The following is a 19,901-nucleotide window of genomic DNA, read 5'->3' as shown; positions in this document are numbered from 1 at the left end:
ACGGAAAGACCCCGTGCACCTTTACTGCAGCTTCAGAGTGGCATTAGGAAGGAACTGTGTAGCATAGGTGGGAGGCTTTGAAGCATTGGCGCCAGCTGATGTGGAGCCATAGGTGAAATACCACCCTGTTGTTTTCTGATGTCTAACCACGAACCATGAAACTGGTTCTGGGACCCTCTGTGGCGGGTAGTTTGACTGGGGCGGTCGCCTCCTAAAGAGTAACGGAGGCGTGCGAAGGTTGGCTCAGGTCGGTTGGAAACCGACCGTTAGAGTGCAATGGCATAAGCCAGCCTGACTGCGAGACTGACAAGTCGAGCAGAGACGAAAGTCGGTCATAGTGATCCGGTGGTCCCTCGTGGAAGGGCCATCGCTCAACGGATAAAAGGTACGCCGGGGATAACAGGCTGATAACCCCCAAGAGCTCATATCGACGGGGTTGTTTGGCACCTCGATGTCGGCTCATCACATCCTGGGGCTGGAGCAGGTCCCAAGGGTTTGGCTGTTCGCCAATTAAAGTGGTACGTGAGCTGGGTTCAGAACGTCGCGAGACAGTTTGGTCCCTATCTGCCGTGGGCGTCGAAATTTGAGAGGAGTTGACCCTAGTACGAGAGGACCGGGTTGAACATACCTCTGGTGTACCTGTCGTCGTGCCAACGGCGCAGCAGGGTAGCTATGTATGGACGGGATAACCGCTGAAAGCATCTAAGCGGGAAGCCTCCCTCGAGATAAGATTTCATAGGACGGTCGGAGACCACGACCTTGATAGGCCGGATGTGGAAGTGCGGTAACGCATGGAGCTAACCGGTCCTAATTGTCCTATTCGCGCTTGATGAGTCCCACCATCAACGACAGCTTTGGCTTGATCGTTCGATGTGAATGTCATCCCAGACTTTGGTGCATCGATTTGAAACCCGATTATCCGCGTTCCACCCGCTTCATTGCTTGGTGGCTATAGCGTCTGTGCCCCACCCGATCCCATCCCGAACTCGGACGTGAAACCAGACAGCGCCGATGGTACTATCGCCTAAGCGATGGAAGAGTAGGTCGTCGCCAGGCATTGCAGCTGGTGGAGCGCGGACAATCAGGAAAAACCCATTCACAATGTCAGGGACGCAGTTTCGCGTCCCTTTTTTTCGTCGGTTTGCGATCATCCGCTCGCCGGCATGTTGGTTTGGCGCGGGGTGGAGCAGCCCGGTAGCTCGTCAGGCTCATAACCTGAAGGTCGCAGGTTCAAATCCTGCCCCCGCAACCAACGAAACCCACTCGAAATCATGTAATCAGGTGCATATTGGCCGTTCAACCGGTCGATTGCGCCTGTTTTTTTGCGTCTGGGCCAGGTTTGGGCGACGGAACCCTGCTGTAGCAGGACAGATCCTGGTGTCGACGCGATCGTTCACCGCATACCGATCGCCGCTGGCGACCGCTGCACGCGTCCTAATGATGCAGCGAGGCGGCTCGCGGCGCATATTTAGTGCTATTGCGCTGTCAGGCGAAAGGGTCTCCAAGCCCTCCCGACACCAGGATTGAATGCTGGCGAGGAGCGCGCAGTCCGCCGCACGACAGCAGATCGGTTCGATCTGGTGTGTCGCCGCCAGTTCCTGTCATGAAAGGGATGGAGGCCCGACCGGGAATCGAACCCGGGTGCAAGGATTTGCAGTCCTCTGCGTCACCACTCCGCCATCGGGCCGGGGAGGACCGGGGCAATGGGCGGAAGCGGCTGCCTTGTCAACGGAGCAATCGGCAAAAATTCAGTTGCACCGACCTGCTTGGCGTCTATTCCGCAGCGCGGTAAGCATAGTCACCGAATAAGTGTATTGTGCGACTAAAACAGTTGTGCGACAGGATAGTGCCATGGTCGATCAAGCCGCCCTTTCCCCCAACGCCGCAACCATGCGGCAAGCAATGGTTGTCAGCCAGTTGCGGCCCAGCGCCGTCAATGATGTGCGGGTGGTCACTGCGATGGGCCGTTTGCCCCGGGAACGGTTCCTACCGGCCGAGCATCGCGCCATCGCCTATCGCGACACCCTGTTGCCGCTGGGCGAGGGGCGGTTGCACAACAGCCCGCTGGCGACCGGCCGCTTGCTGACCGAGGCGCGGCTGCGCGCCGATGACCGGGTGCTGGTGATCGGCGCGGCAGGCGGCTATTCGGCGGCCGTGGCAGCCGAGATCGTTGCATCGGTCGTCGCGCTGGAGCAATCGCCGGCCCTGGCCGCCACGGCGCGTCTGGCGCTGGCCGATATCGCCCATGTCGAGTTGGTCGAAGGGCCGCTGGCCGCGGGCTGGGCGGATGCCGGGCCCTATGACGTTATCCTGATCGACGGTGCGGTCGAGCATCTGCCCGATGCCATCATCGAACAGCTGAAGCCGGGCGGCCGTCTGGTCACCGGGATCAGCGACCGCGGGGTCACTCGTCTGGCGTTCGGGGAGCGGACCGCCGGCGGCTTTGGCCTTGTGAATTTCGCGGATATCGATTGCCCCGAGCTGCCCGGATTTGCCGTGCCGCGCGGGTTTACATTCTGAATGGGGGTCGGATGCGTCGTAACCTTGCCTTGATCAGTGCCAGCCTGATCGCACTCGCTGCCCCGGCATCGGCGGAAACGCTGCGCGAGGCGATGGTCCGCGCCTATCAAAGCAACCCGACGCTGACCGGCCAGCGCGCCCAGCTGCGCGCGACGGATGAGCAGGTGGCGATCGCCCGTGCCAACGGCCTGCCCGATATTGCGCTGAACGGGCAATATTCCGAAGATTTCATCCAGGCGAACAACCAGTTCATCCGCCCCGAGCGCAGCGTGACGGGTCAGGCGCAGGTCACCGTGCCCGTTTATCTGGGCGGTCAGGTGAAGAACGCGACACGGGCGGCGGAAACCCGCGTCCTGTCGGGCCGTGCGACGCTGCGCGGGACGGAGGCGGATTTGTTCACCGCCGTCGTGAACGTGTACATGAACGTGATCCGCGACGAGGCCATCGTCGAATTGAACCGCCAGAATGTCCGTGCGCTGGAAGTGAACCTGCGCGCGACGCGGGACCGGTTCGAGGTGGGCGACCTGACCCGCACCGATGTCGCCCAGTCGGAGGCGCGGTTGCAGGGTGCGATCGGCCAGCTGCGCACCGCCGAAGCGACGCTGATCGGCAGCCGGGAAGCCTATATCCGCGTGGTCGGCACGGAGCCGGGAACGCTGGAGGCGCCGCCGGCGCTGCCGGGTCTGCCCGCCGATCCGGTCGAAGCGGTCCGCGTGGCGCTGGAAAACAATCCCAATCTGGAATCCGCGCGACGGGCGAGCGATGCCGCCGGCTTTGACGTGAAGACCGCGCGGGCGGAACGCAATCCGCGGGTCAGCTCGTTCCTGCGCGGCAGTTATTTCAACTATCTCGGCTCGCTGGGCGTGCCGGCGCAGGAATCGGGGAATGCCGCCAGCGCAGGCGTTCAGCTGACCGTGCCGATCTATCAGGGTGGCGGGCCGGCCGCCTCGGTTCGCCGGGCGGAGGCGCTGGAAGGCGTGGCCATCGAACAGGTGACGCTGGTCGAGCGGCAGATCGTCGAACAGTCGCGCGCATTGTTTGCCAGCTGGCAATCCTCGCTTCAGGTCATCGAAGCATCCGAGGCTCAGGTGTCGGCCAACCGGCTGTCGCTGGAAGGGGTCCGGGCGGAAAACAGCGTGGGCACGCGGACCATCCTGGAAATCCTGGATGCCGAGCGCGAATTGCTGAACGCGCAGGTGCAGCTGGTTTCGGCGCGGCGCGACGCCTATGTCGCCGGCTTTGCGCTGCTGGCGGCGATGGGCCGGGCGGAGGCGCGCGATCTGGGGCTGGATGGCGGCCCGCTCTATGATCCGGAAGTCAATTATCGCCGGGTGAAGCGTTCGATCTTCGACTGGGGCACAGGTCCGAGCCCCGTTCCCGTTGCCACGCCGACTGTCAACAGTGCGCCGCAGACCCCGGTGGTCACGCGCCCGCTGGAACCGGAGCTGCAGCGTGACATTGACAGCATGAACCCAAAAGTCGATCAGTAACGCCACAGGGCGGTAACTGGACGGATCCGGGGCATGGGCGACATCAGCAACGAGACCTCGATGGAAGACATCCTGTCGTCGATCAAGCGGATCATCGCCGAAGAAGCAGAGCCGGTTGCCGCGATCCAGCGTCCGCGCAAGGTTGCCCGTCCGGTCGATCCGATCGCCGCCGCGTCCGATGAGCGGGTTCAGGACGACCATCCTGACGATGTGCTTGAACTGGACGCCTATGCCACCGCAGCGTCGTCGCCACTCCGGGAAACGGCCGATGCAATCCGCCCGGCAGCCCCGGGCAAGGCAGAACCTGCCGAACGGCCTGCACGGCCCGCTGCCAGCGCGCAGCCCGCGGGTGAAGGTATCCTGTCGGCAGGAACGGCCGACGCAACCAGCCGCTCGCTTGAGGCGTTGTCCCGCATGATCGTGCGGCCAGAAGTCCAGGGCAGCGATACGCTGGAAGGGCTGGTCAAGGAAATGCTTCGTCCGATGCTGCGCGACTGGCTGGACGCGCATTTGCCGGCCATGGTCGAACAGCTGGTTGCCAAGGAGATCGCCCGGATCACCGGCCGTCAAGGATGACCGTGACCTGATCGGTATCGCCTGATGCAACTTTTCGCGTTTTAGAGTCGTTTTCCACCGCATGAGCAGCGACGACCCCATGCAGGATGGCCGTCCCGCCCGTTCCGGTCACGGAGCGATTGGCGGGCGTGCCGGCTTGTCTGAGCCGCGTCCCCACGACATTTTCTTTGCCGCTGTCGAAACAACGCGGATGCCGATGATCGTTACCGATCCGCATCAGCCCGACAATCCGATCCTGTTCTGCAACAACGCGTTCGAGCGCATGACCGGTTATGCGCAGGCCGAGATCGTCGGTCGCAACTGCCGGTTCCTTCAGGGGCCCGAAACTGATCCTGCCGCGGTCCAGCTGGTCAGAGAAGCCATTGCCCGGCGCGAGGAAGTGGCTGTCGAGATCCTGAATTACCGCAAGAATGGATCGACCTTCTGGAACGCGCTGTTCGTGTCGCCGATTTTCGACGAGGCGGGCGAACTGTTGTACTTCTTTGCCAGCCAGCTCGATATCTCGCGCCGCAAGGAAGCCGAAGAGGCGTTGCATCAGGCGCAGAAGATGGAAGCCGTCGGCAAGCTGACCGGCGGCATCGCGCATGATTTCAACAATCTTCTGCAGGTCATCCTTGGCTATGTCGACCTGCTCGACAGCCGGATCGAACCGGGCGACCGGGCTGCGCGAAAGGCGGTCGATGCCATCGGCATGGCTGCCGGGCGCGGCGCGCAGCTGACGCAGCAGCTGCTGGCCTTTGCCCGCAAGCAGGAGCTGCGCGACCGGCTGCTGAACGTGAACACGCTTATCACCGATTTTGGTCCGATCATCGAGCGTAACGTCGGCGCGGGCATCACCATCCGCCGCCAGTTCAGCGAAGATGCCTGGAATGCCCGGATGGACCCGGTGCAGGCGGAAATGGCGTTGCTCAACATCCTGGCCAACGCGCGCGATGCGATGGATGGTAAGGGCGAGGTGACGGTTCGCACCCAGAATACCGTGTCGACGGCCAGCGATGCACTGACACCCGATCTTGATCCGGGCGAGTATGTTGCGATCGTCATCGAGGATCAAGGACCAGGGATCGCCCCCGACGTGCTGAACCGGGTGTTCGATCCGTTTTTTTCCACCAAGTCGGTGGGCAAGGGCACCGGGCTTGGCCTTTCAATGGTGTACGGTTTCATGCGGCAGACCGGAGGCGGCGTGCGTGCCGAAAACCGGCCAGGCGGCGGCGCCCGCTTCACCCTATATTTCCCGCGCGCAAAGGGTATTGCCGAGCCTGTCCGCGAAGTTACGGCGATGGCGACCGGGAATGGCGAGCGCATCCTGATGGTCGAAGACCAGCAGGAAGTGGCGGAGCTGGGCAAGGCGATCCTGGAAAATCTGGGATATCGGGTGACGCATGTGTCCAATGCACAGATGGCTCTGGATGTGCTGGAGCGGGATCGGGATTTCCAGCTGTTGTTCACCGATATCGTCATGCCCGGCGAATTGACCGGCGTGGCGCTGGCGAACCGGGTACGGGCCGATTTCCCGACTTTGCCGATCCTGTTGACCACCGGCTATTCCGACCGGGCGCTGGATGCGGAAAGCCGTCAGTTCGAGCTTGTGCGCAAGCCCTATCGCCGGTCGGATCTGGCGGTACGCGTGCGCGCGCTGATCGAGGGGCCGAACGGGATCAGCTGATCCGCGCCGGCTGGCACGGGCTCAGCTGGCGAGGCGCTGTTCGGCGATATCGCCATTGTGCAGGAGCAGCGCGGCGATGGCATCGCGCGTGATCGGACGGCTGAAATAATATCCCTGAATATGGCTGCATCCCTGTTCGCGAAGGATGTCCAGCTGTCCGGCGTTTTCGACGCCCTCTGCCGTGGTTTCCATGCCCAGCGCCTCGGCTAGCGTCGTGATCGACCGGATGATGGCGGTTGCGCCTTTCGAATTCAGCAGGTCGATGATGAAGCTGCGGTCGATCTTGATCTTGTCGAACGGGAAGCTGCGCAGATAGCTGAGCGAGGAATAGCCGGTGCCGAAATCGTCCAGCGCGACGCGCACGCCCAGCGCGCGCAGGCTGTGCAAAGATGCCAGCGTGGTTTCCGGGTTATCGATGAACAGGCTTTCGGTGATTTCCAGCTCAAGCCGTTGCGGCGGCAGGCCGGTTTCCGAAAGCGCCTGAAGGATGACGCTGTTCAGGCCCGGATTGCGGAACTGAACGGGCGAGACATTCACGGCAACGCGGACATGATCCGGCCATTCGCGTGCGGTCCGGCACGCCTCCCGGATCACCCATTCGCCGATCGGCACAATGAGGCCGGTATCCTCGGCCAGCGGGATGAAGTCTACCGGAGAGACCATGCCGCGCACCGGATGGTTCCAGCGCAGCAGCGCCTCGAACGCGGAAACGCGCCCTTCCGACAGGTTGAACAGCGGCTGGAACATCAAGGACAGCTGACCCAGCCGGATGGCATCGTGCAGGTCCATTTCCATGGCGCGCCGGGCCTGTGCCTCTGCATCCATCGCCGGTTCGAAGAATCGGTAGGCGCCGCGCCCTTCCTGCTTTGCCCGGTACAGGGCGAGGTCGGCGTGCTTGGTCAGGGTCACGGGGTCAGACCCGTCCGGTCCGATGACCGCGATGCCGATGCTGGTGCCAGGGACCAGTCGGTGGCCGTTCACCATGCACGGCGTGCGAATGAGGTCGGTCAGTTCATGCGCAATCCGGTCGAGCGAACGCTGCCCTTCCTCTAGGATCAGGGCAAATTCATCACCGCCCAGCCGCGCGACGAAACCGTCGCCGGCAAAGCGGTTCAGCCGGTTGGCGATTTCGCACAACAGGGCGTCTCCGGTCGGATGGCCCAGCGTATCGTTCACGGCCTTGAAATGATCGAGATCAAGGCAGAACAGCGCCTGTCGCCGCCGCTCACCGCCTCTGGCCGACACCATCGACAGCTGTTCGCGAAGCAGCAGGCGGTTGGGCAGGCCGGTCAGGGCATCGTGCAGCGCCATGTGCGTGATCTGACGCTCGCGTTCGGCAATGTCGTCGACCATGCGATTGAAACTGCGAGCAAGGCGGCCGATTTCGTCGCGGGTCGTGACCGCCACCTGCACATGGTCGCCGCGCGCGACCTGGCGGGCGGCCTGATCCAGCGCGACGATCGGCCGGGTCAGGCGCCGGGCGAGCAGCCAGCTGCCCCCCGCGGCCAGCAGGATACCGGCAACGCCGCATGCGAGCAGCGCCCAGAACATCGGCGCGAACTGATCCAGCGCGCGCGTGACGCTGTATTCAAGCAGCAGGACCTGCGGCTCGTCAGTGCGGAACGATTTGACGGGCAGGGCGCGGACCAGCACACGCTCGCCCCCGGAAACCATGTCCACGATCCGGCCCAGTCGGGCGTTCTTCGGAAGGCGGGAGGCTGGCACAATGCGGGGTTTCAGGTCGATGGCGGACAGGCTGGCCATCCGGGACATCTCCGCACCATCGATGCGGTTGGCAAAGACCACCCAGCCGATCGTCGTCGGTGCCTGAACTGGCGCAGCCGCGGCATTGAAGCGTTGATCGCCAAGGCGCAGCACGCCGGCAGTGGCATCCTGTTCCAGCGCGGTGCGCAGCGCATCGACATCGCGCCGTGGCAAAGTCCCGGAAAAGCCGGTGACCGATCCGTCTGCGGAAACGAAGAAAGCCTGTTCGATCTGCAGTCGGCCGCCAAGGGAATCGAGCGCTGATGCGATGGTCGGCGCATCGCCAGTTGCGGCAGCGGTGCGAAAACCGAAATCCCCCGCCAGCACGCGGCCGGCATTGCCCAATTGGTCGTACCGCATCGATGCGACCCGATCGAACACCTGCGCACCGGCCGCCATTTCGCGCTCGATCATGCGTTCGGCGTACAGCGTCATCCCCGCCTTTGCGCCGAGCAGGATCAGCGCCACCGCCACCGTAAAGAGGCTGGCATAGACAAGCGCCAGCTTGACCGACAGCGAGCGGCGCAGGATCCGCACTGCGCGGACAAGCGACAGGGGAAGGCGCGGCATGCGTTTATCGCACGCCGACGGTGATGCGTTTGGTGATCAATCCGCTGGCGGGAATGGCAAGAGTGAAGCTGCTTTCGTTATCCCGAGCACGCATCCGCGGATGCCAAACCGTCAGGCGGCCGGTTCCGGCGGGGATGGCGGCGATGCTGGCCATGCCGTCCGAACCCGTTTTTGCAGCAAAGGGCGTGTCCACCACCTTGATGAATCCGCTCATCCGGTCATGGATGTTGCAGCCCAGCGCGACGGCTCCGGCGGTGCGAAACGTGTAGCTTCGCGTTTCGTCCCGCCCGAACAGCTTGATTTCGAACTTCGCGGGACGCGAAAAGGAATAGATGTGATGGCGCACCTTGTCCCTGTTGGGGAAGGAGACGGTTGCGCCAACGGGCACGATCAGAGTGCCGGGAACGAAGTTGACGTCCTTCTGGATCATCTGCGCGGTCCAAGGGAAACGGATAGGCCCCGGCGGAATGCCCGCCGCCGGATGCAGGGTAACCACGGCATCGGGAAGGGCGCGCCCGTTCGTGTCGACCACTTCGATCTGCAACGATCCTGCAACGGCAGGGGAGGTCATCAACGCCAGCGACAGAGACAGACTGCGAACGATCATGCCCCGTTTATCGCTAACAATCGTCAATTTGCGGTAAATGCGTAGCTTCATTTAGCGATTTGCAGAGCTGAAGTCTTTGTTAACCCTGTTTCGCCACATCAGTGCGCATGACAAGGAACCAGATTCCCCGCATCGCCATGCTGATTGGCCTGATCTCATCAGGGTCTGCCGCATGGGCGCAATCTTCGGACAATGGCAAATTGCTGCTGACCAACGGCATTTCGACCATTGAGGGCGCGGCGGGCGGCGGCCTGACCCCATGGGCAGTGATTGCCGGCAACGAGACGAAGGACGGGATTGGCGGCCAGGCATCGGTGACGGGCATCGAGCTGAAGGACTATGATTTCCGCAGCTATGCCGCCGCGATCGGCGTGTTCGACCGGGTAGAGATCAGTTATGTCCGCCAGGTGCTGGACACCAACCGGGTCGGCGGCGCGCTGGGCATCGGCAATGACTACAAGCTGGATCAGGATGTTATCGGCGCCAAGGTCAAGCTGGCCGGCGATGTGGTCTATGGTCCCGAATTCCTGCCCGCCATCGCGATTGGCGCGCAGTACAAGAAAAGCCGCGACGGCGCGCTGGTTCAGGCGCTGGGTGCGGGCGATGACGAGGGTGTGGATTACTATCTGTCGGCAACCAAGCTGTTCCTGCGCTGGTCGCTGCTGGCCAATGCCACCGTGCGGATGACCAAGGCGAACCAGAACGGCCTGCTGGGCCATGGCGGCGGGTTGAATGACGCCCATCAGGTGCAGGCTGAAGGGTCGCTGGCCTATCAATTTTCGCGCCGCTTTGCCGTGGGTGCGGAATATCGGGGCAAGCCGAGCAACCTGACCATCGCGCGCGAGGATGACTGGTGGGATGCCTTTGCCGTGTACGGGGTGAACCGGCATGTCACGGCGACCATCGCCTATACCGATCTGGGTTCCGTCGCGACCTTTGAACGGCAGCGCGGCGTCCTGGTCCAGTTGCAGGGAAATTTCTGATGAGTGCCGTTTTTTCGCTGATCCTGATGCTGGCCATGCCGGTGCAGGAGGTTGCCGCCCCCCATGCCATGCCGGGCGAGGAGCCTGTCGATCCCTATACCGCCAGCCCGTCTAATGCCGGTGCCCGCCCGTTCGAGGGCGATTCGATGGCGAGGGCCTTTGGCGGGCAGGCCGGGATCGGCAAGATCGTCGACCGGTTTGTCGAAGCGAACTTTGCCGATCCGCGCATCGGCGAGATTTTCGCCAATCACGACCGGGTGCGGCTGCGCCGGACGCTGTTCGAGCAGTTCTGTTACCTGCTCAATGCAGGATGCAGCTATAGCGGGCGCGACATGAAGACCGCGCACCGCGACCTGGGCGTGCAACAGGCGGACATGAACCGGCTGGTCGAAAACCTGCAAATGGCGATGACCGCCGAGGGTGTCTCCTTTGCCGCGCAGAACCGGTTCCTGTCCCGGCTTGCCCCGATGCGGGGCGATGTCGTCGAACGCTGATCCGTCGCTGCATTGCCTTGCCGCGCACCGCTGGGCTAGAGAGCGGCGGCGCAGAGACGATCGCATGATCCCATCCGCGATCGGTTGAAGGATAAGGACAGGCCCATGAGTGACGACGGACCCGAGGGTCCGATGCCCACGCTGTTCGCCGCCATCGTGCGGCGGCAATGCGTGACCGCGACATATAACAAGGGCGAGGTGCTGCTGGCGCCGCATATCCTGTATACCAAGCATGGTGTCCCCTATCTGGATGCAGTCACCGTGCTGCGCGACGGCAATATTCCGCGCGAGGAAAAGCTGGGCGCGTTCAAGGTGGACGGGCTGGGCGATATCCGCCTGTCCGACCGCGCGTTCGACATGAGCCGGCTGTATGATGCGCATTCCGACAAATACGCCGGGGTGACGTTGCTGTCCGTCGAGGGATGAGCCGGGCGCGCGCCCCGATGCGCGTGCTTTTGGCCCTGCTTTACCTGATTGCGGGCGTGCTGCACCTGGCGGTGCCGCGGCCGTTCCTGTCGATCATGCCCGATTTCGTGCCCATGCCGGCGGTGGTCGTCGCGCTGACCGGGGTGGCTGAGATTGCGGGGGCCGTCGGATTGATGATCCCGCGCCTGCGCCGGGCGGCGGGATGGAGTCTGGCCGCTTATGCGCTATGCGTATGGCCGGCCAATGTGCAGCACGCGATCAACGATCTGACCGCCGGAACCGGCCTGCCGATCCTGTACCATGCGCCGCGCCTTGCCCTGCAACCGCTGATCATCGCCTGGGCTTTGTGGGCCGGGGGGATCATCGGTCGGCGATAGGATCAGGCGGCGAGCGAAATCCTGTTCCGGCCCGTACGTTTTGACCGGTACATGGCCGCATCGGCCAGCCGCAACGCCAGGGCCGCGCCGTCGCCGGCCGTGACCGGAGCGAGGCCCATGCTGATCGTCGGTCGGACGATATCGTCATCCGCGATGATTTCGATCGCCGCGATCCGCGTCCGGATCCGTTCGGCAAGCGCCTGCGCATCCTCCGCCGAAATGCCCATGGTCAGCACGGCGAATTCCTCTCCGCCCAGCCGCCCGCACAGGTCGCCCGTCCGTACCGACACCGACAGGACATCGGCCACCGCCTGAATCACCGCGTCTCCGACATGATGGCCGTACCGGTCGTTGATCGATTTGAACCGGTCGATATCCATCACCAGCATCCATCCCGCCGTCGCCGGCCGATCGTCCGACCGGGAAAGGAATGCCGTCCGGTTCAACAGTCCGGTCATGCCATCATGCTGTGCCAGATCCGCCAGTCGTGCCATCGCTTCGGCAAGTTGACCGGCCAGCCGCCGGTTCGCCTCCCCCTGACGCACCAGAATGACGCATACGGGAAGCGAGACAAGGGCAGGGCAGGCCAGTCCGAATATCCACCACAAGGGGGGAATGAACCCGTCTTCGGGTCCGGCAAGATAGGACAGGCCGGCCATGCCGATCGCCGTGCAAAGCACGGAAAAGCCGACCCCGGCCGCGATCTTGCCCACCCCGTTCATGGCGGAGATATAACCCGCCGCTGGTAAAGATTCGTTTGACCCGTTCCGCTTGACGATGTCGCCATGTCCCGCCATTTGTATGAGTAATAATCATGGAGGGATGCGGGATGTCGAAAATCCGGATGACGAGCATTGCACTCGCGCTGGCAAGCGCCATGCTGGGGATGAGCGCACCGGCATGGGCACAGAACGACCGGATGACCCCGATTGCGATCCCGGCCCAGCCGACCGCGATCAAGCTGAATACCGGCCCCTTGCCCGACGCGACCAATGCCGAGAGCTGGCACAGCCAATATGGCAGCGTGTTCGCCCGTAATGTGACCGAGGCGACGCTGACTCCGTTCCTGCCCGATCCGGCCAAGGCGACCGGTGCGGCGGTCGTCGTTGCGCCGGGCGGCGGGTTCCGCACCCTGTCGATGGAGAATGAGGGGTGGGATGTGGCCAGGGCGCTGGCGGCGCGCGGCATCGCTGCCTTTGTCCTGAAATACCGGTTGAACCAGACCCCGGCGACGATGCCCGCGTTCGAGGAATCGATGCGGCAGATGTTCGCACCAGGCGCCAGGCCGCCGCGCGCCGCACCCGGCACGGAATCTGCCGTGCAACTGGCCCCGCAGCTTGCCGATGCGCGCGCCGCCTTTGCCCTGATCCGCGCGCGGGCGGGGGAATGGAAGGTCGATCGCGACCGCATCGGCATGGTCGGGTTTTCGGCGGGTGCGATGCTGACCATGACGACCGCGCTGGCCGGTGAGGATGCAAAGCCCGCATTCATCGGCAACATCTATGGCCCCTTGTCGGCCGTGACCGTGCCGGCCGATGCGCCGCCGCTGTTCGTGGCGCTGGCCGCCGATGACGGCCTGTTCACCAATGCCGGGTTCGGCGTCATTGAAAGCTGGACCAGGGCGAAGCGGCCCGTCGAGTTCCATTTCTATGAACAGGGCGGCCACGGGTTCGGCATGTATCAGAAGACGACGACCAGCACCGGCTGGTTCGACGCCTTTGCCGCGTGGCTGAAGATGCATAGATACATGGACAGAAAGGGCGCGGGCGCGAGAGCGGCGAGCGCCAACTGAACGAGGCAGGGGCGGGGAGAGTGCCGATCCCCGCCCCGCAACCTGACAACATTACGCGGAACGCGCTTCATTCTGTCATCTTTGGCAATTTGGTGGGTGTGGCAGGCGGGCGGACGGGATCGGAAAGAACCGCCATCGCCATGCGCAGATCGGGACGGGTGATCGTGCCGACCGGTCGCCCGCGATAATAGCGGGCCGTGGTGACGCCGTTGAGCGCCCGATCCATCGCCATTTCGAAGATGCGGTCATAGCCGATCGAAAGGGCGTTATCCCATGCGCGCACGAAGCTGGCCGCATCGGGCCGGGAACGCAGGGCATAGGCCGACTGGCGGCTGAGCCCGACCGCCCGTGCGGCGCGGCCCACCGTGCCCATTGCGGCAAGGGCGCGGATGAAGTCGTGTTGTCGCCGCGGCGTCCAGCCGGTGGCGCGGGGCGCCATGGCGACAGGGGTGAAGGCGAGAATGGCTTCATCCTCGACGGTGAGCGCGTTCGGATCCTGGGTCATTCGCCAGTCTGTGCAATGACGAACGCGCTGTAGGACAGCGAAATTTGCGGCCCCGTCCGGCGTTGCGGCAAAGAGCCGACACTCCATATATAGCGGATGCCCGATCCCCATGTCATTGCCGCCATCGCCTGGGCCGTCATTCTGGGGGTGGGCGGCGGCGTTTTGACCACCATCGGGCCATGGTACCGCAACCTGAAGAAGCCGAGTTTTCAGCCGCCGGACTGGCTGTTCGGTCCGGCATGGACGGTGATCCTGGGCCTGGCGGCATGGGCGGCGGTACTGGCATGGGACGGTGCGGGCGGCGATCCGGCGGGCCAGCGGGCGATCATCATCCTGTATGCCGTCAACTTTGTCGGCCATTTTCTGTGGTCGCCGCTGTTCTTTACCGTGAAGCGGCCCGACTGGGCGCTGATCGAGGTGGTGTTCCTGTGGGCATCGGTGCTGGCGTTGTGCATCGGCCTGCGCCCCTATTCCGAACTCGCAAGCTGGCTGATCGTGCCGTACCTGATCTGGGTCAGTTTTGCCGCGATCCTGAACGGCGCGATCGTCCGGCTGAACGGGCCGTTCGGGCGACCGGCATAGGGATTGGTGCAGCACCGTCACGGCCAGGTTGCATTCGTGCGAGCATCAAGGAAAGGCCCGGCCCCGTCGGTCACACTGTCGCCAGCGTTGTCCGTTGTCGGGATGCTCGACCAGTGAGCCGGATGACCGCCATTAGGTGGGAAACTGACGTTGATGATCAGTCCAAGCCCGGAGTGAATATCGGTTGGAATTCGATCGTGACTGGACCTCCCGCACTCGATGGTGAGACCCACAAACCAAAGCCGCTTTTTTCAGGACAAACTCGCTGCTGAGACTGATGTGAAGAGGTGACTATTTTGATTTGTGAACATCCGCTCAAGCTAAGGGATGTCTCCTTGGAGAGCCCCGTCGAACTGTCGTCGACGTCTAAACGCTCAGCGAATAGCAATTCATCGTTGACATAGACCTGAACGGGTTCGCCATAAAAGTTGAAGAACACCGCTGTGCCTTCCAACGCCGGTTCAGGATTTGCCGCTTGGCCGCACCCTACAGCCAATGCCAATGCCGTTGTTGCAACAATAGCCCTCATGACTGGATTGTTATCAGAACCACCAATGTCCGCAACGGGGTCGTTTGCTGACCGGCGGCTGGTTGATCTTCGGCGGTGAATAGCGGTCGCGACGTGGCAAGCGGGATGCGGGGATTAACCCGATGGCTAGGGTTTTGGGTCACTACCTTGCCTGACATTCTCCCTTGCGGCAGGCTGGCATGGACGGGCTGAAGGTTTCCGGCGACACATCCGCGTTCGAGGTGGCGGCGGTCCTGGATGGTGCCGGGCGGCTGACCGGGGCGTGTGCGCGGGCGGCGCTGGCCAGCATGGAAACGCATGGGCTGGTGATCCTGACCGGGCTGCTGTCCGACGCCGAGGCCGACCTTGCGGCCGGGCTGATCCGCGAGACGATCGACGATTCAGCGCGCAATCGCTGTGCGTTCGCCAGCCAGACGGACAACCGGTATCGGCGGCGCGATTTCTGTTCGTTGCCCGCGACGCCCGCCGTCATGGGCCTTGCCGCGACGCTGGCCCGGCGGCTGGAGGAGGTGATCGCGCACTACTGCGCGCCGGACCATCCGCTGCTCGAGGTGACGACGCTGACCAGCTATGCCGGATCATCGCACCAATATGTCCATCGCGATCCCAGTGGGGTCATCAGCCTGTTCGCGGCGGTGGAGGACGTGTCGGCGGCGCAGGGCGGCACGGTGTTCGTGCCGGGGACGCAGGTGTTTCCGGGTGCGGCGAAAAAGCATGGCGCGGCGGCCGAGGCGCAGATGGAACTGATCCGCGCGCGGTGGAATGTCCGCATCCTTGCCCATAACCTGAAAAAGCTGTGGGCGATGCGGAACAGCCGGGAGACGCCGCTGGCGCCGGGCGAGTTTCGCGACCGGGTGTTTTCGACGCACTGGGACGAGCATCAGCCCAATCTGCTCCGCTTTCTGATCGGCAAGAACCCGGTGTTCAGCGTGCGCACGCTGACGCCCGGCACGGTGTGGCGGCTGATCCGGGAGGGGCGGGCGCTGGATGCGCGGTTTCCGGTGGTGAGCACCGCGCCGCGCAAGGGGACGGTGATCCTGTATCAAAGCGACATGCTGCACGCCGGGCCGGACAATCGCTCACCCGTGCCCCGGCGATTGTTCAGCATGAGCATCGCGCGCGAGGCAATGGACGAAAAGCGGTGGCACGCGGGCTATTCGCCGCACCCCGGCCTGATCGAACGGCCGATGTCGTTCGGGGACCTGCTGAAGCTTGGGCAAGCGGCTGAGGGCGCGATGGCGGATTGATTGGGGGTGAAGGCGCCGGTCGAAGAAAAGACCCTTACCCTTCACCCTCTCCAGGCTGCGCCAGGCGCGTCGCGCCAAGCTTCGCTATCCTCCCCCGTCGAGGGGGAGGAGGCTTTTTGGTCAGCTGCCGTAGAGCGCGTCCAGCCGCTCGCCATAGGTTTGTTTCAGGACGTGGCGGCGGATTTTCAGGCTGGGGGTCAGCTGCTGGTTTTCGATGGCAAAGGGTTCGTCGGCGACGATGAAGCGGCGGACGCGCTCGATCACCGACAGGTCCCGGTTCACCCGTTCCACCGCCGCGCCCATCGCCTTCATGAACTCATGATGCTGGGCCAGCGCCTTGAAATTGCACGCGGTGGCGCTGCGTGCGCACCATTGCTGAACCCATTCGGGATCGGGCACCAGCACCGCGACCATATAGGGCTTTCGGTCGCCATAGATCATCGCCTGCAGGATTTCGGGTTGCAGGGTCAGCATCCCCTCGACCTTTTGCGGGGCGACATTATCGCCCTTGTCGTTGACGATGATATCCTTTTTCCGGTCGGTGATCTTGATGCGGCCGCGGTCGTCGATTTCGCCGATATCGCCGGTGTGGAGCCAGCCGTCCCTTAAGACGCGGGCCGTTTCCTCCTCATTCCGCCAATAGCCGTGCATGACCAGTTCGCCGCGCACCAGGATCTCGCCATCCTCGGCGATGCGCACCTCGGTATTCTTGAGCGGCGGGCCGACCGTGTCGTGTTTCAGCCCCACCGAGGGGCGGTTGCACGAGATGACGGGCGCGGCCTCGGTCTGGCCATAGCCCTGCAGAAAGGTGAGGCCGAGCGCGTCGAAGAAGATGCCGATTTCCGGGTTGAGCGGCGCGCCGCCCGACACCATCGCCTTTAGCCGGCCGCCGAACCGCTGCGCGATTTTGGGCTTGAGCGTGCGGGAAAGGATGAGGTTCATCGGTTGATCGATGATCGGCACGCGGCCCGTGTTCGCGCGTTTTCCGCCGATCGCGACGGCGCGGTCGAGAAGGTAGGTGGACAGCTTGCCCTGTTTCTCGATCGCCTTGCTGATCCGCGTGCGCAGCACTTCGAACAGGCGGGGCACGACGACCATGATCGTGGGCCGCGTTTCCTCGATATTGCTGGCCAGCTTGTCCAGCCCCTCGGAATAATAGATCTGCGCGCCGAGGCCGATCGGGAAATGCTGTCCGCCGGAATGTTCATAGGCGTGGGATAGCGGGAGGAAGGAGAGGAACACCTCTTCGTCCCAGCCGAAATCCTCGCTGATCACCGTCACGCACCCCTCCACATTGTGAAGGATCGCGCCGTGATGCTGGCACACGCCGCGCGGCGCGCCGCCGGTGCCGCTGGTGTAGATGATGCAGGCCAGATCCTCGCGCTTGAGGTGCGCGGCAGCGGCGGCGGCATCGGCCGGCGTGGTCGGGTGAGCGTCGATCAGCCCCTGCCAGTGATGCTGTTCGAACGGGCCGGCCTGGCCGCCGCGCAGATCCTCCATGGCAATGAGGTGTCGACAGGCATTGGAGCGCAGCAGCGCGGGGATCAGCACCTTGGCCAGCTTGCCGGTCGAGACGATGGCGGCGGCCGCCCCGCTGTTTTCCACGATATGCTGATGATCGCGTTCGGTGTTGGTGACATAGGTCGGCACGGTGATGCAGCCCGCCGCCATGATCGCCAGATCGCTGATGCACCATTCCGGTCGGTTTTCGCTGACCAGCATCACGCGGTCGCCCGGTTTCAGGCCCAGCGACTTCAGCCCGGCCGCGAGCGAGGCGACCTTGTCCGCCGCCTCTGCCCAGCTGGTCGGATGCCATTTGCCGCCATGCTTGGCCCAGAGAAACGGCTTGTCCCCCTGTTCACGGGCACGGGTGAAGAACAGGGTGACGAGATTGGGAAAATGTTCGAGCTGGCGCGCTGCTGCCACGGACGATCCTCTCAGAATGACCGGAGGGTTGTAGGCAGGCATTTGGCGGGCGGCAACGGGCGATGCTGGTTGCGCCGCAGCATGGCGCGGTTAAGGTATCGGCATGACGCCGATCCGCACCCTGTTCGCCCGGACCCTTGCCGCCATCGCCGCGATCGGCATGGCCAGTTCCTGCGCCCCGGTAGCGGACCAGCGACCTGCCCGGGCAGGGATGCCGGCGGCGCGGACCGACGCCTTTGTCATCGCGGCCAATCCGATCGCGGCCGAGGCGGGCATGGCGGTGCTGAAGCGCGGGGGCAGCGCGGTCGATGCGGCCATTGCGGTGCAGGCGATGCTGAGCCTGGTCGAGCCGCAAAGCTCGGGCGTCGGCGGCGGGGCGTTCATGACCTATTTCAACGCAGGCACCGGCGGGGTCGAGATTTTCGACGGCCGCGAGGTGGCGCCCGCGGGTGCCGATCCGGCGATGTTCATGGGCGCCGATGGCAAGCCGCTTGGCTATCGCGACGCGGTGGTCAGCGGGCGGGCGACTGGCGTACCGGGCGCGGTGGCGATGCTGGCCATGGCGCATGGCGAGCATGGGCGGCTGCCCTGGGGCACGCTGTTCGGCGATGCCGAGCGGGTGGCGACCGACGGGTTCACGGTGACGCCGCGCCTGGGCCGGTTTCTGGGCGGCAGTTTCCCGCAGCTGCAGGTGGCGGATGCCCGCGCCTATTTCGGGGAAAGCGACGGCACGCTGGCCGATGTCGGCGATACGATCCGCAACCCCGCCTATGCCGCGTTCCTGAAGCGGCTGGCCGCGGAGGGGCCAAAGGCGCTGTATGCCGGCCCGACGGCGGAGCGGATCGTGGCGCGGACCACGGCGGGGCCGCTGGCCGGTACGATGACGATGGCGGACCTTTCCGCCTATCGCCCCGTCAAGCGGCAGGCGCTGTGCCGCCCCTATCGCGTCTGGAAAATCTGCGTGCCGCCGCCGCCGTCGAGCGGGGTGGGGCTGCTGCAGCTGTTCGCCATGCTGGAGCGGACGGATATTGCCAAGCGCGGGCCGCAGGATGCGCAGGCATGGTTCCTGTTCGCTGAGGCAAGCCGCCTGATGTACGCCGACCGGGACCGGTATGTCGGCGATGTGCCGGACGTGCCGGTCGCGGGGTTGCTTGATCCCGCCTATGTCGCCTCTCGCGCGGCGCTGATCGGGGAGCGGGCGGGGCCTGCACCAGCGGCGGGAACGCCGCCGGGCGCGCCCAGGCTGGCGATGGACCGGACGCTGGAGCCGGCGGGAACATCGCATTTCATCGTCGGGGATGCGGCGGGCAATGTCGTGTCGATGACGACGACGGTGGAAAGCATCTTTGGCACCGGCCGGATGGTCGACGGGTTTTTCCTGAATAACCAGATGACCGATTTCAGCTTTTCGCCGACCGAGCCGGACGGACGACCGGCGGCCAATGCGGTCGGCGCGGGCAAGCGGCCGCGATCGTCGATGACGCCGCTGATCCTGCTGGACGCGGACGGCCGGTTTGCCGGCGCGCTGGGATCGGCGGGGGGCAATGCCATCCTGGCCTATGTCGGCAAGTCGCTGGTGGCGGCGGCGGACTGGGGGATGCCGATGCAGGATGCGCTGGCGCTGCCCAATCTGGTGGCGCGCGGACCCAGCTTTAACGGCGAAGTGACGAAGTTCAGCCCCGATCTGCTGGCCGCGCTGAAGGCGAGGGGCGTCGACCTGAAGCCCGGACAGGGCGAGGATTCAGGGCTGCACGGCGTGATGATCCGCAAGGGGCGCGTCGATGGCGGGTTCGATCCCCGGCGCGAGGGCGTGGTACTGGTGCTGCCAGCGGGGCAGGCGCGATAGG

At 64.2% G+C, this 19,901-nt stretch carries 19 protein-coding genes, 2 tRNA genes and 2 rRNA genes (1 of these 23 only partly in view); 15 read left to right on the top strand and 8 right to left on the bottom strand.

Going from position 1 to position 19,901, the window contains the following annotated elements; translation table 11 throughout:
• The 3 genes from NYR55_RS07355 to NYR55_RS07345 all read left to right on the top strand — a co-directional run.
• Window positions 1-831 (top strand): 23S ribosomal RNA (locus tag NYR55_RS07355) (it extends 1,961 nt beyond the left edge of the window).
• Between the two features lie 110 nt (window positions 832-941).
• Window positions 942-1,056: ribosomal RNA gene (gene rrf / locus NYR55_RS07350) — 5S ribosomal RNA — on the top strand.
• Between the two features lie 119 nt (window positions 1,057-1,175).
• A tRNA-Met gene (locus NYR55_RS07345) sits at window positions 1,176-1,252 on the top strand.
• 361 nt (window positions 1,253-1,613) lie between these two features.
• Here NYR55_RS07345 and NYR55_RS07340 read toward each other — a convergent pair.
• Window positions 1,614-1,687: transfer RNA gene (locus NYR55_RS07340), tRNA-Cys, on the bottom strand.
• A 164-nt stretch (window positions 1,688-1,851) separates the two neighbouring features.
• Here NYR55_RS07340 and NYR55_RS07335 point away from each other — a divergent pair.
• The 3 genes from NYR55_RS07335 to NYR55_RS07325 are packed head-to-tail and all read left to right on the top strand — an operon-like array spanning window position 1,852 to window position 4,586.
• Entirely contained in the window at window positions 1,852-2,520 is a 669-nt protein-coding gene (locus NYR55_RS07335) for a methyltransferase domain-containing protein (protein ID WP_260020546.1), read from the top strand.
• An 11-nt stretch (window positions 2,521-2,531) separates the two neighbouring features.
• The gene (locus tag NYR55_RS07330; protein ID WP_260020545.1) at window positions 2,532-4,010 is read left to right on the top strand and encodes a TolC family outer membrane protein; all 1,479 of its coding nucleotides are present in this window, start codon (window positions 2,532-2,534) and stop codon (window positions 4,008-4,010) included.
• Window positions 4,011-4,043: 33 nt separating this feature from the next.
• The gene (locus NYR55_RS07325) at window positions 4,044-4,586 is read left to right on the top strand and encodes a DUF2497 domain-containing protein (protein ID WP_260020544.1); all 543 of its coding nucleotides are present in this window, start codon (window positions 4,044-4,046) and stop codon (window positions 4,584-4,586) included.
• Here the strand turns inward: NYR55_RS07325 and NYR55_RS07320 are convergent.
• Window positions 4,567-4,803 (bottom strand): hypothetical protein, encoded by a 237-nt coding sequence (locus NYR55_RS07320; protein ID WP_260021659.1) that lies wholly within the window; start codon window positions 4,801-4,803, stop codon window positions 4,567-4,569. The genes NYR55_RS07325 and NYR55_RS07320 overlap by 20 nt on opposite strands.
• Between NYR55_RS07320 and NYR55_RS07315 the strand changes: the two genes are divergently transcribed.
• Window positions 4,783-6,252, top strand: coding sequence for a histidine kinase famiy protein (locus tag NYR55_RS07315; protein WP_279338680.1), 1,470 nt, complete (start codon window positions 4,783-4,785; stop codon window positions 6,250-6,252). The genes NYR55_RS07320 and NYR55_RS07315 overlap by 21 nt on opposite strands.
• 21 nt (window positions 6,253-6,273) lie before the next feature.
• Here the strand turns inward: NYR55_RS07315 and NYR55_RS07310 are convergent, their stop codons facing one another.
• Both NYR55_RS07310 and NYR55_RS07305 read right to left on the bottom strand, forming a co-directional pair.
• Window positions 6,274-8,586 carry an EAL domain-containing protein gene (locus tag NYR55_RS07310; protein ID WP_260020542.1) on the bottom strand — a complete coding sequence of 771 codons (2,313 nt, stop codon included), beginning with the start codon at window positions 8,584-8,586 and terminating at the stop codon, window positions 6,274-6,276.
• A gap of 4 nt (window positions 8,587-8,590) precedes the next feature.
• Window positions 8,591-9,244: a methylamine utilization protein gene (locus NYR55_RS07305; RefSeq protein ID WP_260020541.1), complete on the bottom strand. Its 654-nt coding sequence runs from the start codon at window positions 9,242-9,244 to the stop codon at window positions 8,591-8,593.
• A gap of 56 nt (window positions 9,245-9,300) precedes the next feature.
• On the opposite strand from NYR55_RS07305, the gene NYR55_RS07300 reads away from it, so the two are divergent.
• The 4 genes from NYR55_RS07300 to NYR55_RS07285 all read left to right on the top strand — a co-directional run bounded on the left by NYR55_RS07300 (window position 9,301) and on the right by NYR55_RS07285 (window position 11,473).
• The gene (locus NYR55_RS07300) at window positions 9,301-10,176 is read left to right on the top strand and encodes a DUF3034 family protein (RefSeq protein ID WP_260020540.1); all 876 of its coding nucleotides are present in this window, start codon (window positions 9,301-9,303) and stop codon (window positions 10,174-10,176) included.
• The gene (locus NYR55_RS07295) at window positions 10,176-10,670 is read left to right on the top strand and encodes a group 1 truncated hemoglobin (protein WP_260020539.1); all 495 of its coding nucleotides are present in this window, start codon (window positions 10,176-10,178) and stop codon (window positions 10,668-10,670) included. The genes NYR55_RS07300 and NYR55_RS07295 overlap by 1 nt, the downstream gene beginning before the upstream one ends.
• Window positions 10,671-10,775: 105 nt before the next feature.
• The gene (locus tag NYR55_RS07290; protein ID WP_260020538.1) at window positions 10,776-11,096 is read left to right on the top strand and encodes a hypothetical protein; all 321 of its coding nucleotides are present in this window, start codon (window positions 10,776-10,778) and stop codon (window positions 11,094-11,096) included.
• A 17-nt stretch (window positions 11,097-11,113) separates the two neighbouring features.
• Window positions 11,114-11,473 carry a DoxX family protein gene (locus tag NYR55_RS07285; RefSeq protein ID WP_260020537.1) on the top strand — a complete coding sequence of 120 codons (360 nt, stop codon included), beginning with the start codon at window positions 11,114-11,116 and terminating at the stop codon, window positions 11,471-11,473.
• 2 nt (window positions 11,474-11,475) lie between these two features.
• Here NYR55_RS07285 and NYR55_RS07280 read toward each other — a convergent pair whose 3' ends face one another.
• Window positions 11,476-12,195 carry a GGDEF domain-containing protein gene (locus tag NYR55_RS07280; RefSeq protein ID WP_260020536.1) on the bottom strand — a complete coding sequence of 240 codons (720 nt, stop codon included), beginning with the start codon at window positions 12,193-12,195 and terminating at the stop codon, window positions 11,476-11,478.
• A 107-nt stretch (window positions 12,196-12,302) separates the two neighbouring features.
• Here NYR55_RS07280 and NYR55_RS07275 point away from each other — a divergent pair, with 107 nt between their 5' ends.
• Complete coding sequence (locus NYR55_RS07275) at window positions 12,303-13,265, top strand: alpha/beta hydrolase (protein ID WP_260020535.1); 963 nt, start codon at window positions 12,303-12,305, stop codon at window positions 13,263-13,265.
• A gap of 67 nt (window positions 13,266-13,332) precedes the next feature.
• On the opposite strand, the gene NYR55_RS07270 is transcribed toward NYR55_RS07275, so the two are convergent.
• The gene (locus NYR55_RS07270; protein ID WP_260020534.1) at window positions 13,333-13,770 is read right to left on the bottom strand and encodes a hypothetical protein; all 438 of its coding nucleotides are present in this window, start codon (window positions 13,768-13,770) and stop codon (window positions 13,333-13,335) included.
• Between the two features lie 96 nt (window positions 13,771-13,866).
• Between NYR55_RS07270 and NYR55_RS07265 the strand changes: the two genes are divergently transcribed.
• Window positions 13,867-14,352: a TspO/MBR family protein gene (locus tag NYR55_RS07265; protein WP_260020533.1), complete on the top strand. Its 486-nt coding sequence runs from the start codon at window positions 13,867-13,869 to the stop codon at window positions 14,350-14,352.
• 157 nt (window positions 14,353-14,509) lie between these two features.
• Here NYR55_RS07265 and NYR55_RS07260 read toward each other — a convergent pair whose 3' ends face one another.
• Window positions 14,510-14,881, bottom strand: a complete 372-nt coding sequence (locus NYR55_RS07260) for a hypothetical protein (protein ID WP_260020532.1) — start codon at window positions 14,879-14,881, stop codon at window positions 14,510-14,512.
• A 179-nt stretch (window positions 14,882-15,060) separates the two neighbouring features.
• Here NYR55_RS07260 and NYR55_RS07255 point away from each other — a divergent pair, with 179 nt between their 5' ends.
• Entirely contained in the window at window positions 15,061-16,128 is a 1,068-nt protein-coding gene (locus NYR55_RS07255; RefSeq protein WP_260020531.1) for a phytanoyl-CoA dioxygenase family protein, read from the top strand.
• Between the two features lie 120 nt (window positions 16,129-16,248).
• Here NYR55_RS07255 and NYR55_RS07250 read toward each other — a convergent pair whose 3' ends face one another.
• Window positions 16,249-18,054, bottom strand: a complete 1,806-nt coding sequence (locus tag NYR55_RS07250) for an AMP-dependent synthetase/ligase (RefSeq protein WP_260020530.1) — start codon at window positions 18,052-18,054, stop codon at window positions 16,249-16,251.
• A 103-nt stretch (window positions 18,055-18,157) separates the two neighbouring features.
• Here NYR55_RS07250 and NYR55_RS07245 point away from each other — a divergent pair, with 103 nt between their 5' ends.
• Complete coding sequence (locus NYR55_RS07245) at window positions 18,158-19,900, top strand: gamma-glutamyltransferase family protein (RefSeq protein WP_260020529.1); 1,743 nt, start codon at window positions 18,158-18,160, stop codon at window positions 19,898-19,900.
• Window position 19,901 lies beyond the last annotated feature (1 nt).

Source organism: Sphingomonas sp. BGYR3, from assembly GCF_025153455.1.
Taxonomy (GTDB): domain Bacteria; phylum Pseudomonadota; class Alphaproteobacteria; order Sphingomonadales; family Sphingomonadaceae; genus Sphingomonas.
Note: the sequence above shows the minus strand (reverse complement) of the source record. Positions and strands in the feature narration are given on the sequence as shown.